Here is a 14802-nt window from a genome sequence, read left to right as displayed (position 1 = left end):
TTAGGACTTCGTTGGATGGCTCTGGTAACCATCAACCAAGAATTTGGTGGAGCTGGGGGGATTTGAACCCCCGTCCGGAATTATTACGTCCTCGGTACTACATGCTTAGTCCAATCATTACATTCGCCCGGCAGCTGCGGATGGACACGCCACTGACGAACTAGCCTGATTGAATTTAACGTTTTAACCCCAGGCAGGGTCTCCACGCGAGCTCTTTTGGGTTTGACCTCTCTTGATCCCCGTCCTAAGAGCGGAGGCTAGGGAGAGAGGGATCACATCAGGGGTTTAGTCTGATTAAGCTGCTAAAGCAGCGCGATCGTATTGCGAGTCGTTTGCAATTATTTTTTTTGAGGCTGTTTAACGAGGCCTACCTCACCTCGGCATGCACCTTGGGTTTCACAAATCCCGTCGAATCCAGAATCAGCCCCAAGTTGTTAATTTCATTATAGCAAAAATTGAATGGCGCGGCAAATCCTAACGGTTGGCGTTCTTCATGATCCGTGCTTTATCGACCTGCCATTCGCGCGATTTGACATCCTCGCGTTTATCGAAGTCTTTCTTGCCCTTAGCGACGCCTATCTTGACTTTAGTCCAGGCGTTTTTCCAGTACAGCGACAAGGCGACAACGGTGTAGCCCTCGCGGTTGACCCGGCCGAACAGCGAGCTGATTTCGCGCTTGTTCAGCAAGAGCTTGCGGGTACGCATGGGATCGCAGACCACATGGGATGAAGCAGCCATCAGCGGCTGGAAGGTGGCGCCGAATAAAAAGGCTTCGCCATCTTTAAGCAGCACATAGCTATCGCTGATGTTGGCCTTGCCGGCACGGAGCGATTTGACTTCCCATCCCTGCAACGCGAGTCCTGCTTCGAACTCTTCCTCGATGAAATATTCATGTCGGGCGCGCTTGTTTTGCGCAATGGTGGCTGAACCGGGTTTGTAAGCTTTTTTCTTTGTCATGATACTAAATATCATACAGTTTTATGGGGAGGATTAAAATGGTTTCCTGACGCTGCCCGGCTCTATTGCTGTTTTTTAAGTCAAATAGAGGACAACACTTTTTGTCTCAAGACGGATAAATGATAATATTAAGAAGTAAACGTCAAGACAGGAATCCTTATGCCTCATATCAGTCGTTCCGCGTTAGTACCGTACAGCGCGGAACAAATGTTTGCCTTGGTCAATGATATCCGCGCTTATCCGGAGTTTATCCCCGGATGTACCGGCAGCAGGGTTCTGGGCAAGGAAGGTAACGAATTAACCGCCGAGATGGATGTCTCCAAGGCGGGTATCAGCAAGACCTTCAGGACGCGTAATGTCATTACCGATAACGAAAGTATCGTAATGCGTCTGGTGGAAGGCCCCTTTAGTTCGTTTGCCGGCGATTGGCGCTTTACCACGCTGAGTCCGCAGGCGTGCAAAGTGGAATTTGAAATGAGTTTTGAGTTTAAGAGCCGGCTTATCGAACTGGCGTTTGGACCGGTGTTTAAAGAAATGGCCAATAGCATGGTGCAGGCATTCACCCGGCGCGCGAAAGAGGTGTATCGTGCAGCCTGAGCCAATACCCGGCATTGAGTCCGATACCGCGGCGGACATCGACGTGGAAGTGGTGTATGCGCTGCCGGAGCGGCAGTACCTGCGGCGGGTGCGCCTCGCCCCCGGCAGCACCCTTGAACAGGCGATACAGGCATCCGGCATCCTGGCAATACGGCATGATATCGATCTGGGCAAGAATAAGGTCGGTATCTTTAGCCGCCCGGCGAAATTGAGCGATGGGGTGAATGACGGCGATCGGGTGGAGATATATCGCCCGCTGTTGATTGATCCCAAGGAACTGCGCCGTCAGCGGGCGGAACGGACAAAAAAATAGAGGGAAATACCGGCAGCCGCGCCTGCCGACGGGATCCGGCAGGGTTGTTCATTAGCACCCGGGTTTGCGTCCCTTTACCGATCCCGCTCGTTTTACTCAACGTTTTGCCGGTTTTACCGCTGTGCTTCCTGCGCTCTTTTCTTCTTTTTTTGCGGTTTCACCGTTTCACTTCAAGGCGGGCGGCGGCAACGGTCATCTAGCCTCTTGCATTATCCAATGATGCCCGATTGTCGATATTGGTCAGGGTGCCGGCATCGCTGAAGGTGAGGGTAAGCGTCTGTTGCGTGACCGGCTGATGGCCAGGCTGGCGGCGGAAGACATAAAACCAGGTGCTGCTGCCGAAGGGATCCTGCATCATTGGCGTACCCAGGATATATGCCACCTGCTGCTTGGTCATGCCGGTATGAATTTTAGCTACGTCAGTTGTTGTCAGATAGTTTCCCTGATTAATGTCCGGGCGATAAACCAATCTTTCAAGCGTGGAGCAACCGGCGGTTAACATCAGGAGAACGACGGCAGCAGCAGTCAACGTCTTACAGCTCATAATAATCACATTCCTTTTAGGCATAGGATGCCGATGATAATAGACCTTGCCGGCGTTGGGAACCTCTACAAGGCCCATCTATGACCACGGGAACGTAAAAAAGTTAGCCTTTTCTAAGCTGCGAGCAGTTCTTTAGCGTTTGCCAGCGTATTTTTAGTCACCTCACTTCCGCCTAACAGGCGCGCCAGCTCTTGCAGACGGGCTTTTTTATCCAGGGCGATCATCTGGGTTTCGGTCTCGTTGCCATCGGTATTTTTGCTGACAAAAAAGTGATGGTGACCGGATCCCGCGACCTGGGGCAAGTGGGTCACGCACATCACCTGGGTGGATTCGCCCAGTTGACGAAGCATTTTACCCACAATTGCGGCGGTAGGGCCACTAATGCCCACATCCACTTCATCAAAAATAAGCGCCGGCGTATCCATTTTGCGCGCGGTAATCACCTGTATGGCCAGGCCGATGCGTGATAATTCGCCCCCCGAGGCCACTTTTGCCAAAGGCTGCAAGGGTTGCCCCGGGTTGGTGGTGACCAGGAACTCGATACCATCCGCGCCTTCGGCGCTAAGTTTCTCCGCATCGAAATGGGTCAGGATTTCCAGCCTGCCGTGGGGCAGCGACAGCTCGCGGATGCTGCGGGTAATCAGGGCGGAAAGTTCAGCGGCGTGATCCACGCGCTTTTCATGCAGCCTGCTCGCGGTTTGCACGGCCTGGAGGTGGTGCAGCGCCACGGTCTCGACCAGCGCCTGGGCGTCGGTATCGTGCTGTTCCAGCAACTGCTGTTCCTGGAGAAGTTGCTGGTAAAACAGCGGCAGGTCTTCCGGTTTCACATGATGTTTGCGCGCCAGGGTAATCTGGCGGGAAAGACGTTGCTCCAGCTCATACAGCCGCGCCGGGTCCAGGTCGAGCCGATCGCCGTAATGGCGCAGTTCCTCCGCGGCCTCGGTCAGCTGGATGGAGGCTTCCTCCAGTAATTCCATCACCGGTGAAAGCTGCCCGTCCATGCCGACCAGCTCGCCCACCCGTTGCTGAACGGCATACAGCTGGCCGAGCAGGGTCTGGTCCTCGCCCTCGCTTAGCATCTCCAGGGCCTGGCGGGTGGTGGTGATCAACTGGCCGCTGTTGGCCAGCCGCTTGTATTCCTGATCGATTTGCTCGAATTCGCCTTCCGCCGGGATAAAGTCGTTCAGTTCCTTCAACTGGTACTGCAATAACTCGCGCCTGGCCTCGCGCTCGGAGGCATGCTGGCGAAACGAGGCCAGATCAAGGCAGCTCTGGTGCCATTGCCGATAAGCGTCGGCCATGGAGCGCAGCAGGTCTTTTTCATCCGCATAGGCGTCGAGCAGCTGTTTTTGATAGTCGGGACGCAGCAATAGCTGATGGGCATGCTGGCCGTGGACCTGGATCAGGTGATGGCCCAGTTCGCGCAACTGCGATAAAGGCACCGGCGTGCCGTTGATAAACCCGCGCGAGCGTCCGTCTTGCCCGACCACGCGGCGCAGCAGGCATTCATTACCGTTATCCAGCGCGTTGTCCGCAAGCCAGAGAACGGCCAGCGGCGCGTCGCCGAGGGCGAAACGCGCGCAGATATCCGCCCTGGGGGCGCCAGGGCGCACCATGGCTGCGTCGGAACGGCTGCCGAGACACAAACCCAGGGCATCGATGGCGATGGATTTACCCGCCCCCGTCTCGCCGGTAATGACGCTCATCCCCGATTGAAAATCAATCGTCAACTCGCGTACGATCGCAAAGTTAGTTATGGTCAACTGAGCCAGCATGTCAGATTCCTGTATATAAAAACACAGCTGTGGTTAAGCACAGTATAACCTGGTTTTTTATACAGTAAAGTACCGGCTGCTGATTTTCAGAATAATTTTTTCGACCAGCCGAGTTTGGTGCTGAGCGTATTAAAATAGTTGTAATCGTGGGGATGGACCAGATCCAGATGGTATTCGCTGCGCCGGATAAAAATTTCCTCGCCCTCTTGTATCGGCAGCGCGATCTGGCTGTCGCAGCTTATCTCCAGTTCGCTGCCGACCTGGGAAAATTTCAGCCGGATGGTGCTGCTGCCGTTGATGACCAGCGGCCGGGAGGACAGGGTATGCGGGAACATCGGCACCAGGACGATGGCGTCCAGCGGCGGTGTCAGGATCGGTCCACCGGCGGAGAGGGAATAGGCGGTGGAGCCGGTGGGCGTGGCGATGATAAGGCCGTCGGAGCGCTGCGAAAAGGCAAAGCTGTCGTCGATATAGACCTCGAACTCAATCATATGCGCCACCTTGCCGGGGTGGAGAACCACTTCATTAATGGCGGTGCTGAGCCGCCCGCATTCATTGCCCCGGCAGACCTGCGCCTCCAGTAAAAAACGCTGTTCGCAGCGATAATTTCCCGCCAGCACATCGGTAAGCTGCTGTAGCGCGGAGTCGGGGTCGAGATCGGTGAGGAATCCCAGGTTGCCGCGATTGATGCCGATGACTTTGATATCGTAGCGCGCCAGAATGCGCGCCGCGCCCAGCATGTTGCCGTCGCCGCCGACCACCACCGCCAGTTCCGCCCGCTGGCCGATATCCGCCAGGCTGCCGGTGATGGCGCCGGTAAGATCAAGATCGCGGGCGATCTGCTGCTCCATGATCACCTCATGCCCCTGGCCGGTCAGCCAGTGGTACAACATTTCGTGCGTGGCCAGGGCGTTGGGATGGCGTGGATGGCCGACAATGCCGATGCTTTTGAAAGGGGGATTCATGTGTTTACTTTTCCTCGCCGAGTTTTGCTGACTACATTATGCGACATCCCTTGAATCCCCGCTATTCATCCCCATAATAAGCTGAGTAGCAAGACTAAAAAGCTAAAACGCGGAGAACTCATGATGAGTAGTAAAGAACAGAAGATACCTGACGAGCAAGTCTCACAAGACATTAACACGGATGAGATGGACGCGGGGCAGCAGACGGAAGCAGCGCCCGAGACGGCAAACGTCGTGGATCCGCGCGATGAGCGTATCGCCAGCCTGGAAGCGAGGCTTGAAGAATTGCAGCAACGCGAGCGCGACAGCCTGCTGCGCGCCAAGGCGGAAATGGAAAACCTCCGCCGCCGCACCGAACTGGATGTGGAAAAAGCCCATAAATTCGCCCTGGAAAAATTCGCCGGTGAACTGTTGCCGGTGATTGACAACCTGGAGCGCGGCCTGGACATGGCTGATAAAAACAACAGCGAACTGACCCCGCTTATCGAAGGCATAGAGCTGACCTTGAAATCGCTGCTGGACGTGGTGCGCAAATACGGGATAGAAGTGGTCGCCGATACCCATGTGCCTTTCGACCCGGCGGTACACCAGGCCATGACCATGCTCGAATCCGGCGAACACGAACCGAATCATGTCATGATGATCATGCAAAAAGGCTATACCCTCAACGGGCGTCTGCTCCGTCCCGCCATGGTGGCGGTGTCGAAAGCCAAGGCCTAGATTCCTCCACCCGCGAGCCGGTCATCTGGCCAGATAACCGGCCCACCCTTCAGGTATTCCCGCTCATTCAGGCGGCAGCCGCGGTTGCCAGTCAATCACCGGTTTTCCCTGCTGTTCCAACAGGGCATTGGCCTTGGAAAAATGCCCGCAGCCTAAAAAGCCGCGATGCGCCGACAGCGGCGATGGGTGCGGCGCTTTCAGGATATGGTGGCGCTGCGGGTCGATAATGGTGCCTTTTTTCTGCGCATGCGATCCCCACAGCAGGAACACGATACCCTCGCGCTGTTCGTTCAGCACGGCAATCACTTTATCGGTAAAGGTTTCCCAGCCCAGGCTGGCATGGGAGTGGGCCTTGCCCGCCTCGACGGTGAGCACGGTATTGAGCAGCATGACGCCTTGTCCGGCCCAGCTTTGCAGGCAGCCGTGCTCAGGTTTGGTAAAACCCGGGATATCGTTGGCCAGCTCTTTGTACATATTGACCAGCGAGGGCGGGGCGGGCACGCCCGGACGGACGGAAAAGGACAGACCGTGCGCCTGGTTGGGACCGTGGTAGGGGTCTTGTCCCAGGATCACCACCTTTACCGCGGCCAGCTCGGTAAAGCGGAAGGCGTTGAACACGTCTTTTTGCGGGGGGTAAATGATTTTACCCGCCGCCCGCTCGCCGGCGACGGCGTTCAGCGTTTGCTGGAAATAGGGCTTGGTCTTCTCTTCGGCGAGCGCGTCCCGCCAGGTTGGACTGTGTGTCATGCTACGCTCCATGTTAATTGGCGACTGTGGATAGCTTACCGTCTTATGCCGAGGGACGACATCTTTTCCGCCGCCCCCGCTGTTGCAACTAAGCGAGTAAACGTTAAAAAAATGTGCGCAAAACACATGCGGCCGATAATGCAATAATTGATATAAAACAAAAACATGCTTTCACGCCCTCTATTTTTACCGCCCATAAATTGATTTAAATCAAAGAAACCGGGCCAATTGGCTGGTATATACTCAGTAAGACAAATTGGTTTTACCAAATACCCAATTGGCCGGTAGTCTACCGGACGAGAATGGGCAGATTTTGTAGCCACACCATGGAGGCATTCTATGATTATCGGAACTCAAATCACCAAGGCTGACAATAAAGCATTGGTCAACTCTTTCTGGCTGCTTGACAGCAGTATTGAACAAGCCCGTTGCCTGTGCGCCGTTGCCGGCTATGCCGACGACCAGGTGGTTGCGTTAAGCGAACTGGGCAATATCGAATATCGCCAGATTCCCATTGAAGCCAAGGAAACTGTGCGTGTGGAAGGTGGACAACACCTTAATGTCAACGTGCTGACCCGTGAAACCCTGGAAGACGCTGTTGCCAACCCTGATAAATATCCGCAGCTGACCATTCGCGTATCCGGGTATGCCGTGCGCTTCAACTCGCTGACCCCTGAACAGCAGCGTGATGTCATTACCCGTACCTTCACCGCCGCTCTTTAACGGCCCGCGATGCATAAAGGGAGCATAAGCTCCCTTTTTTATTTCTCTCTTTCCTACATGCTAATAATAACTATTAAAAATCAAGTAATTGCGACAACAAAAACGGAATGTGCGTTCGGATCAATTTTTGATAAGTCCCCCGCTGCGCCAATTTTAATCAATGCCATCTTATATCAAAAATAAATATAACCTGTTGAAAAAAGACATTTTTTAACTATTTTTTTATTGCAGATAAGTTTATCGCGGACGGTTCTTAGCCGGAAATCGGCTTTGTTATGATTAAAAATGGCTAACAGGCTGAAAACCACGGTTTAGACCATAAAAAAGCCGCCCGTTCGGGCGGCTTTTAACGGTGGGTGATGCTTTATTCATCATCCGCTTTCGGCGTGACGGCGGCGGCCGTCGATGCGGTTTTACCTACCCGGCGCTTGCCGATATTAAGCTTATCGCGCAACCGAACCTTGACCTTAACCTTGTCCTTCGCCTGGCTCAGCTCTTTTTTCTCTTTACGTTTGGCCAGCACTTTTTTCGAGGGTTTGCCGGTGGTTTTCTCCGCCGGCGCCCGGGTGACGGGACGAAGCTCATCCACCACCCGCGCCTTCAGCGGCTCATTCAGGTAGCGGCTGATTTTACCCAGCAGCAGATGGTCGTGCGCCTCCACCAGGGAAATGGCCGAGCCCTTGCGTCCGGCGCGGGCGGTACGGCCGATCCGGTGCAGGTAAACATCGGCGGTGGTCGGCAGATCAAAGTTGATCACATGGCTGATATCGTCGATATCCAGCCCGCGCGCCGCCACGTCTGTCGCCACCAGCACATTCATGCGGCCGTCGGTCATGCGCTTGATGGCTTCGTTGCGTTTGGCCTGGACCATTTCGCCTTCCAGGTAGCAGGTGGCGATGCCGGCCTCATGCAGCCAGCCTACCACTTCATGCACCCGCTCGCGTTTGCGTACAAAAACGATGGCTTTGGTCACGTCCGGCAATTTGAGCAGATGGGCCAACAGGGCGGTTTTATGCTTGATATCATCGGCGCGGTAGTACCATTGGACGATTTTTTTACGTTCGCGCCGGGACGGCGTGGCATCTATTTCCACCGGATCGTTAAGCAGCCGCTCGGCAAAATCCTTTACCGCGTTGCCCTCGAGCGTGGCGGAAAACAGCAGGGTCTGTTTGCGCCAGCGGGTTTCGGCGGCGATAAGCTCCACATCCTGGGCGAAGCCCATTTCCAGCATGCGGTCCGCTTCATCCAGAATCAGCGTTTCCACCGCGCGGCAGTCAAAATTTTCTTCTTTGATATATTGCAGCAGCCGGCCGGTGGTGGCGACCACGATATCCTGGTTGTCGCTAAACACAATGGCGTGATTCATAAACGCCACGCCGCCGGTAATGGTGGCGATGTCCAGGCGCGTATGCGCGGCAAGTTCCTTGGCCTGTTCCGCCACCTGCATCGCCAGCTCGCGGGTCGGGGTGATTATCAATACGCGCGGCGGGCCGGATTTGCGGCGGGGGAAATCAAGCAGATGCTGCAGTACAGGCAACAGATAGGCGGCGGTCTTGCCGGTACCGGTAGGCGCCGAACCCAATACGTCGCGCCCGTCCATTGCCGGCGGGATCGCTTCGGACTGAATGGCGGTAGGGCGCTCGTAACCTTTATCGCGTAGCGCGGCGATCAGGCTTTCATGCAGGTCGAATTCATCAAATTGGGTTACAGTCATGGTCTACCTCTGGTTGGGGCGCAGATTATAGACGGATCGCGGATAATGTTCATCTGTTTCCGCGCCAACGGATGATTTCATCCGCGGACGGTTTGCCCTAAAGTACCCCGATATGTGCTAAAGAGCCTAATAATGATCGAATCCTTGAAAGAGGGCATGCCGTTGCGCCGGGACGGTTTTACCTTCAGGCAATTTTTTGCCGCTCATGACCGCTGCGCCATGAAGGTGGGCACCGACGGCGTGCTGCTGGGCGCCTGGACCCCCTTGGGCAAAACGGGGCGGGTGCTGGATATCGGCACCGGCTGCGGCCTGATAGCCCTGATGGTGGCGCAGCGCGCAAACCCGGAGGTGCGGATCGATGCCGTCGAGCTTGACCCCGCCGCCGCCGGGCAGGCGGAGGAGAATTTCGCCGCCAGCCCGTGGGCGTCCCGTTTGCGCTGCATCAACGCGAATATTCTGGATTATCTTGCCGCGGATAAGATAGCGGGCTACGGACTTATCGTCAGCAATCCGCCATTTTTTCCGGTCGGATTAGCCACCAGAAGCGCTGAGCGCGACCGGGCGCGCTATACGGCAACCCTGACCCATCAGCGCCTGCTTGATGCCGCCCGTCGATTGGTGGCGCCGGATGGCCTGTTCTCGCTGATATTGCCGACGGCTATCGGCGAACAGGTTATCGCCATGGCGCGGCTTGGCGGCTGGCATCTGCGCTTTCGCACCGATGTGGCGGACAACGCGAAAAAACCCTTTCACCGGGTTTTGCTGGGCTTCGCGCCCCGCCAGGGCGACATGACCTATACGACATTGCTGCTGCGCGACGGCGACGGGCGCTATTCGGCCGCGTACCGGGCGCTGACCGGCGGGTTCTATCTGCCGCCCGCCGGCCGGGACGGCGCCGACGGCCAGCGGCCTGGGTAACATCCGCCCGAGGCGAAAGCCGCCGGGCGCCCGGCTCATCTTTGCGCGCCGATATCAGGGATGCAGGATAGTCGGCCGCGGGTTGGCGTCCATGTCCGGATAGTCCAGGGTGTAGTGCAGGCCGCGGCTCTCTTTACGCAGCATGGCGCTCTTGACGATAAGTTCGGCCACCTGGGTCAGGTTGCGCACTTCCAGCAGGTTATTCGAGATACGGAAATTGGAATAATACTCGTCGATTTCCCGCTGCAGCAGATTGATGCGGTGCAGCGCGCGTTCCAGGCGTTTGGTGGTGCGCACTATGCCCACGTAGTCCCACATAAACAGCCGCAGTTCGTGCCAGTTATGCTGTAGCACCACCTCTTCGTCGGAGTTGTCCACCCGGCTCTCATCCCAGGCGGGCAACTGCCTGGCAAGCTTAATGGACGGCAGGCGCGAAAGAATGTCCTCCGAGGCCGACCAGCCGTACACCAGGCATTCCAGCAGCGAATTGGACGCCAGGCGATTGGCGCCGTGCAGGCCGGTGTAACTCACCTCGCCGATGGCATAGAGTCCGTCCAGGTCGGTGCGACCATGCTGATCCACCATCACGCCGCCGCAGGTGTAGTGCGCCGCCGGCACGATGGGAATCGGCTCTTTGGTCAGATCGATATCCAGCGTCAGCAATTTTTGGTAAATCATCGGGAAGTGCTGGCGGATAAAGTCGGCGGGCTTGTGGCTGATATCCAGGTACATGCAGTCGGCGCCCAGACGTTTCATTTCATGGTCGATGGCGCGGGCCACGATATCGCGCGGCGCCAGCTCGGCGCGTGGGTCGAAATCGGGCATAAAGCGCGTGCCGTCGGGGCGTTTCAGGTAGGCGCCCTCGCCGCGCAGCGCCTCGGTAAGCAGGAAGTTGCGCGCCTGCGGATGGAACAGGCAGGTGGGATGGAACTGGTTGAATTCCAGGTTGGCCACCCGGCAATCGGCGCGCCAGGCCATGGCGATGCCGTCGCCGGACGAAATGTCGGGGTTGGTGGTGTACTGATAGACCTTCGAACTGCCGCCGGTCGCCAGCACCACGCATTTCGCCCGGCAGGTTTCCACCCGTTCCTTTTCGCGGTTCCAGATATAGGCGCCGACCACGCGCCGGGTGCCGGGCAGGCCGATTTTATTCGAACTTATCAAATCCACCGCGTTGCAGCGTTCCATGATATGGATATCGGGATGACTGGCCGCCTGTGACACCAGGGTGGTTTCCACCACTTTGCCGGTGGCGTCCGCCGCGTGCAGGATGCGCCGATGGCTATGCCCGCCCTCGCGGGTCAGGTGATAACGCTCATCGGGCGCTGTGCCGGCATGGTTTCCCGTCCCGCCGCCGGTGCCGGTGCCCGCTTCCGTATCGAACAGCACGCCTTGGTCGATAAGCCACTGCACGCAATGGCGGGCGTTGCCGGCGATAAACTCCACCGCCTCGCGATCGCACAGGCCGGCGCCGGCGATAAGCGTATCCTCGACGTGGGAGGCGATGGTGTCGGTTTCATCAAACACCGCCGCAATCCCTCCCTGGGCGTAATAGGTCGATCCTTCGTTCAAGGGACCTTTGCTTAACACCATGACCTTACAATGTCCCGCGAGACGCAGCGCCAGGGAGAGACCGGCGGCGCCGCTGCCGATGACCAGCACGTCGGTTACATGTTCAGTTAAAGGTTGCATAATGGGGATGGTTACCATGCCAGTAATAATAGTTTTCTGATGTTAGCACTGTATGATTTAGGGCTAAACCGCTAATTGCTGATAATTTACCCGTCGGGGTATTTACGCATGTTTACTGACATCCGGGGCATTTCACGGTACCCTGCGCTTTCAATAGGGCGCCGGGCGTAGACATGCCGCTCCGGCAGGGTGATTTCAGGATTCTGACACTATAAAACTTTATTTCATGGTAGTCTGACTGCCTCCCGGCCAACGTGCCGGCGCGTCGAGAACCGTCCCCGATTAAATTTAACAAAAAGACAGGCGGGGCGGAACTTTATCTATAGCGTAAACTCCAAACGGGAGCTTGCTCGTGTTATTGGTTTAGAGGCTGGCGGTACTATTTTTCGCGTGGAGATAAATTTGAGGAGAATTTACCTCGGATGAGCGAGCAGTTAACGGATCAGGTGCTGGTTGAACGGGTGCAAAAAGGCGACCAAAAAGCGTTCAATTTACTGGTCGTTCGTTACCAGCACAAAGTGGCGAGCCTGGTATCCCGATATGTTCCCCAGGGGGACGTGCCGGATGTGGCCCAGGAATCGTTTATCAAGGCTTATCGCGCGCTCGAATCATTTCGCGGCGATAGCGCTTTTTATACATGGTTGTATCGTATTGCTGTTAACACGGCTAAAAATTATCTGGTTGCTCAGGGCCGGCGCCCACCGTCTAGCGACGTGGACGCCAACGACGCCGAAAACTATGAAAGTGCCGGCGCGTTGAAAGAAATATCGAACCCTGAGAATTTAATGTTGTCTGAAGAGTTGCGGCAGATAGTGTTTCGCACTATCGAAGGGCTTCCCGAGGATTTGCGCATGGCAATCACCCTTCGGGAACTGGATGGCCTGAGCTATGAAGAGATAGCGTCCATCATGGATTGCCCGGTGGGAACGGTAAGATCGCGAATCTTCCGTGCGCGCGAAGCTATTGACAACAAAATTCAACCGCTGATTCAGCGATAACGATGGCGGCAGGAGAAGGTACCCACGCATGCATAACGAAAAGCTTTCCGCTCTTATGGATGGGGAGTCGTTCGATAACGAACTGCTCAACGAATTATCCAGGGATGACAAGTTACAACAAAGCTGGCAACGGTATCATCTGATTCGCGATACCCTGCGCGGGGATATCGGCGCGACGCTGCATCTTGACATAGCCGATCGGGTGGCGCAGGCCATTGCTCGCGAGCCGGTCCGTCTGCTGCCCGATGCGGTCAAGGAATCGCAGCCGGCGCCGGATACCTGGCATAAGCTGCCGTTCTGGCATAAGGCGCGCCCTTGGGCCGCGCAGCTGACGCAAATCGGCCTGGCGGCGTGCGTGTCGCTGGCGGTGATCGTGGGCGTGCAGCACTATAACCAGCCGGTCAACAATGATGCCCAGCCAGAAGCGCCGGTGTTCAACACCCTGCCGATGATGGGCCAGGCTTCGCCGGTCAGCCTGGGAGTGCCTTCGGCGACCAACGCCGCCGATAATGGCTCCCAGCAGCAGATGCAGGAGCAGCGTAAGCGTATCAACGCCATCTTGCAGGATTACGAACTGCAGCGTCGGGTCCACTCCACGCAGCTGCAATTCGACCAGCATGAAACCCAGCAGGCCGCGGTCCAGGTGCCTGGTACCCAGTCTTTAGGAATGCAACCGCAGTAATGAAGCCATTTTGGTGTGCTGTTTGTTTCATGACAGGCAGCCTGCTCTTTTCCGCCGCCGCGACCGCCGCCGATGCCCCGGCCATCGCGCCCGGCGCGCTATTGCAGCAGATGAACCAGGCCAGCCAGTCATTGAATTATGAGTTTGCTTTTGTCAGCGTCAGCAAGCAGGGTGTCGATTCGTTACGCTTTCGCCACGCGGTGTACCAAAAACATCGTTTGGCCCAGCTGCTGCAAATGGACGGTCCCCGTCGTGAAATCGTGCAGCGTGATAACGAGATCAGTTTTTTCGAACCTGGTCTGGAGCCTTTTACGCTGGCCGGCGATCATATCGTTGATTCTCTCCCTTCTATCGTTTACGCTGATTTTGAACGCCTGGCCCAATTCTACGATTTTATCCCCGTTGGCCGCACCCGGGTCTCCGATCGCCTGTGCGACGTGTTGCGGGTAGTGGCGCGGGACGGCACGCGGTTTGGTTATGTGCTGTGGATTGACACCGCCACCAAATTGCCGCTGCGCGCCGATCTGCTCGATCGCGACGGCGAGGCGCTCGAACAGTTTCGCGTGATCTCCTTTATCGTGGATCCGCAGGTGCAGTCCCTGATGCAGGGGCTGCAAACGGTTAGCCTGCCGCCGCTGCTGGCCATGCCGGCGTCGGAAAAAGCGGAATTTGACTGGACGGCCAGCTGGCTGCCGGCGGGGGTGAATGAAGTCTCGCGCAGCCGCCGTTCATTGCCCGGGATTAACGTGCCGATCGAGACCAGGCTGTACAGCGATGGGTTGTTCAGCTTCTCGGTCAATATTTCCCAGGCGCAGCAGGGCGAGGCGGAGCGTTTTATCCGCACCGGACGGCGCACCGTTCACACCGAGGTGCGTGACAATAAAGACATCACCGTTGTCGGCGAACTGCCTCCGGCCACCGCCAAACGTATCGCCGACGGCGTGTTATTTAAGGCGCAACCATGATCAAAGAATGGGCGACGGTTATCTCCTGGCAGCAGGGCGTGGCGCAGCTGCGCTGCGAGCAGCGTTCCGGCTGCGGCAGTTGCCATTCCAGCGGCAGTTGCGGTACCAGCATCCTTAATAAGATGGGTTCTGATTCCGAGCACCAGCTGAAGGTTGAAAGCCGGCATCCGCTGGTGCCGGGCCAGCGGGTGGAAGTCGGTATTACCGAGGGCAGCCTTATCCGTTCGGCGCTGCTGGTGTATATGCTGCCGCTGGCGGGCCTGATTGGCTGCGCCGCCATCATGCAGGCCTGGTTCAATACCGACCTTGCCGCGGCCTGCGGCGGGCTGCTGGGCGCCCTGGGCGGATTTATGCTGGCGCGTTTTATTGCCCGGCGCATTGGCAACGATCGTGAATACCAGCCGGTGATTTTGCAAATCGCCCTGCCGCCGTCGTCTTTTTATCTCCGCCAGGATAACCCGTCCGAGCGGTAATCGGAGCGCCCGGCGGCGG

The 14802-nt window shown here is 56.8% G+C and carries 16 protein-coding genes and 1 other RNA gene; 9 read left to right on the top strand and 8 right to left on the bottom strand.

The annotated features are described in order from the left end of the window. Positions 1–44 precede the first annotated feature (44 nt). Both ssrA and smpB read right to left on the bottom strand, forming a co-directional pair. Positions 45–428, bottom strand: a transfer-messenger RNA (tmRNA) gene (ssrA, locus tag VGC33_RS05840). Positions 429–474: 46 nt separating this feature from the next. Beyond that, positions 475–957: an SsrA-binding protein SmpB gene (gene smpB, locus VGC33_RS05835; RefSeq protein WP_331119810.1), complete on the bottom strand. Its 483-nt coding sequence runs from the start codon at positions 955–957 to the stop codon at positions 475–477. A 159-nt stretch (positions 958–1116) separates the two neighbouring features. Here smpB and VGC33_RS05830 point away from each other — a divergent pair, with 159 nt between their 5' ends. Beyond that, the gene (locus VGC33_RS05830) at positions 1117–1554 is read left to right on the top strand and encodes an SRPBCC family protein (RefSeq protein WP_331119809.1); all 438 of its coding nucleotides are present in this window, start codon (positions 1117–1119) and stop codon (positions 1552–1554) included. Between the two features lie 13 nt (positions 1555–1567). Then, positions 1568–1867 (top strand): RnfH family protein, encoded by a 300-nt coding sequence (locus tag VGC33_RS05825; RefSeq protein WP_331119812.1) that lies wholly within the window; start codon positions 1568–1570, stop codon positions 1865–1867. Positions 1868–2063: 196 nt separating this feature from the next. Here VGC33_RS05825 and bamE read toward each other — a convergent pair whose 3' ends face one another. The 3 genes from bamE to nadK form a co-directional block, all read right to left on the bottom strand. Further along, entirely contained in the window at positions 2064–2411 is a 348-nt protein-coding gene (gene bamE / locus VGC33_RS05820) for an outer membrane protein assembly factor BamE (RefSeq protein ID WP_331119808.1), read from the bottom strand. Between the two features lie 113 nt (positions 2412–2524). Continuing rightward, positions 2525–4186, bottom strand: a complete 1662-nt coding sequence (recN, locus tag VGC33_RS05815) for a DNA repair protein RecN (protein ID WP_331119807.1) — start codon at positions 4184–4186, stop codon at positions 2525–2527. A gap of 86 nt (positions 4187–4272) precedes the next feature. Then, complete coding sequence (nadK, locus tag VGC33_RS05810) at positions 4273–5151, bottom strand: NAD(+) kinase (RefSeq protein ID WP_331119806.1); 879 nt, start codon at positions 5149–5151, stop codon at positions 4273–4275. Between the two features lie 123 nt (positions 5152–5274). Between nadK and grpE the strand changes: the two genes are divergently transcribed. Further along, the gene (gene grpE, locus VGC33_RS05805) at positions 5275–5871 is read left to right on the top strand and encodes a nucleotide exchange factor GrpE (protein ID WP_331119811.1); all 597 of its coding nucleotides are present in this window, start codon (positions 5275–5277) and stop codon (positions 5869–5871) included. Between the two features lie 63 nt (positions 5872–5934). On the opposite strand, the gene ung is transcribed toward grpE, so the two are convergent. Next, the gene (gene ung / locus VGC33_RS05800) at positions 5935–6618 is read right to left on the bottom strand and encodes a uracil-DNA glycosylase (protein ID WP_331119805.1); all 684 of its coding nucleotides are present in this window, start codon (positions 6616–6618) and stop codon (positions 5935–5937) included. Between the two features lie 339 nt (positions 6619–6957). Between ung and grcA the strand changes: the two genes are divergently transcribed. Then, positions 6958–7341, top strand: a complete 384-nt coding sequence (gene grcA / locus VGC33_RS05795) for an autonomous glycyl radical cofactor GrcA (protein WP_331119804.1) — start codon at positions 6958–6960, stop codon at positions 7339–7341. A gap of 364 nt (positions 7342–7705) precedes the next feature. Here the strand turns inward: grcA and srmB are convergent, their stop codons facing one another. Then, positions 7706–9055, bottom strand: a complete 1350-nt coding sequence (gene srmB, locus VGC33_RS05790; protein WP_331119803.1) for an ATP-dependent RNA helicase SrmB — start codon at positions 9053–9055, stop codon at positions 7706–7708. Between the two features lie 132 nt (positions 9056–9187). Here srmB and VGC33_RS05785 point away from each other — a divergent pair, with 132 nt between their 5' ends. Further along, a complete protein-coding gene (locus tag VGC33_RS05785; protein ID WP_331119802.1) occupies positions 9188–9973 on the top strand; it encodes a tRNA1(Val) (adenine(37)-N6)-methyltransferase in 786 nt (261 codons plus the stop codon). A gap of 54 nt (positions 9974–10027) precedes the next feature. Here VGC33_RS05785 and nadB read toward each other — a convergent pair whose 3' ends face one another. After that, on the bottom strand, positions 10028–11665 hold the full coding sequence (nadB, locus tag VGC33_RS05780; protein ID WP_331119801.1) for an L-aspartate oxidase: 1638 nt from the start codon (positions 11663–11665) through the stop codon (positions 10028–10030). A gap of 422 nt (positions 11666–12087) precedes the next feature. Between nadB and rpoE the strand changes: the two genes are divergently transcribed. Genes rpoE through rseC form a run of 4 tightly spaced genes read left to right on the top strand, consistent with a single transcriptional unit; the run spans position 12088 to position 14783 of the window. Next, positions 12088–12663 (top strand): RNA polymerase sigma factor RpoE, encoded by a 576-nt coding sequence (gene rpoE, locus VGC33_RS05775; RefSeq protein WP_162368415.1) that lies wholly within the window; start codon positions 12088–12090, stop codon positions 12661–12663. A gap of 28 nt (positions 12664–12691) precedes the next feature. Then, the gene (rseA, locus tag VGC33_RS05770) at positions 12692–13345 is read left to right on the top strand and encodes an anti-sigma-E factor RseA (protein ID WP_331119800.1); all 654 of its coding nucleotides are present in this window, start codon (positions 12692–12694) and stop codon (positions 13343–13345) included. Beyond that, positions 13345–14310, top strand: coding sequence for a sigma-E factor regulatory protein RseB (gene rseB / locus VGC33_RS05765; RefSeq protein ID WP_331119799.1), 966 nt, complete (start codon positions 13345–13347; stop codon positions 14308–14310). Before rseA ends, rseB begins: the two co-directional genes overlap by 1 nt. Continuing rightward, on the top strand, positions 14307–14783 hold the full coding sequence (gene rseC / locus VGC33_RS05760) for a SoxR-reducing system protein RseC (RefSeq protein WP_331119798.1): 477 nt from the start codon (positions 14307–14309) through the stop codon (positions 14781–14783). The genes rseB and rseC overlap by 4 nt, the downstream gene beginning before the upstream one ends. Positions 14784–14802: the final 19 nt, after the last annotated feature.

Source organism: Acerihabitans sp. (assembly GCF_036398755.1).
GTDB lineage: Bacteria > Pseudomonadota > Gammaproteobacteria > Enterobacterales > Enterobacteriaceae > Acerihabitans.
This window is presented reverse-complemented; position numbering and strand designations above follow the sequence as displayed.